Annotated in this window: 1 pseudogene; it reads right to left on the minus strand. The window is 68.0% G+C overall.

Annotated features, from left to right (window positions below):
* Positions 1–513: pseudogene (locus ABD329_RS48075) on the minus strand (polyketide synthase); the annotation flags it as partial.

Below are 513 nucleotides of genomic sequence, written 5' to 3' on the forward strand. Positions count from 1 at the left end.
GCCATCCCCGGGACGTGGTGAGCAGTTCCACCGCGCCGGCAGACCAGTCCACATGCGTGGACGGGGCGTCCACATGCAGGGTCTGCGGCAACACCCCATGCCGCATCGCCTGCACCATCTTGATCACACCAGCCACACCAGCGGCCGCCTGGGTATGCCCGATGTTCGACTTCACCGAACCCAGCAGCAGCGGCCGACCCTCGGGACGGTCCTGCCCATAAGTGGCCAGCAGCGCCTGTGCCTCGATCGGGTCACCCAGTGCCGTACCCGTGCCATGAGCCTCCACGACGTCGACGTCGGCCGGCTGCAACCTCGCGCTGGCCAGCGCAGCCCGGATCACCCGCTGCTGCGACGGACCATTCGGAGCCGACAGACCATTGCTCGCACCGTCCTGGTTGATCGCACTGCCTGCCACGACCGCCAGCACCCGGTGCCCACGAGCACGAGCATCCGACAGCCGCTCCAACACCAGGACACCGACACCCTCACCCCAACCGGTTCCATCAGCCGCCT

The organism is Streptomyces javensis (genome assembly GCF_039525925.1).
GTDB classification, from domain to species: Bacteria; Actinomycetota; Actinomycetes; order Streptomycetales; family Streptomycetaceae; genus Streptomyces; species Streptomyces asiaticus.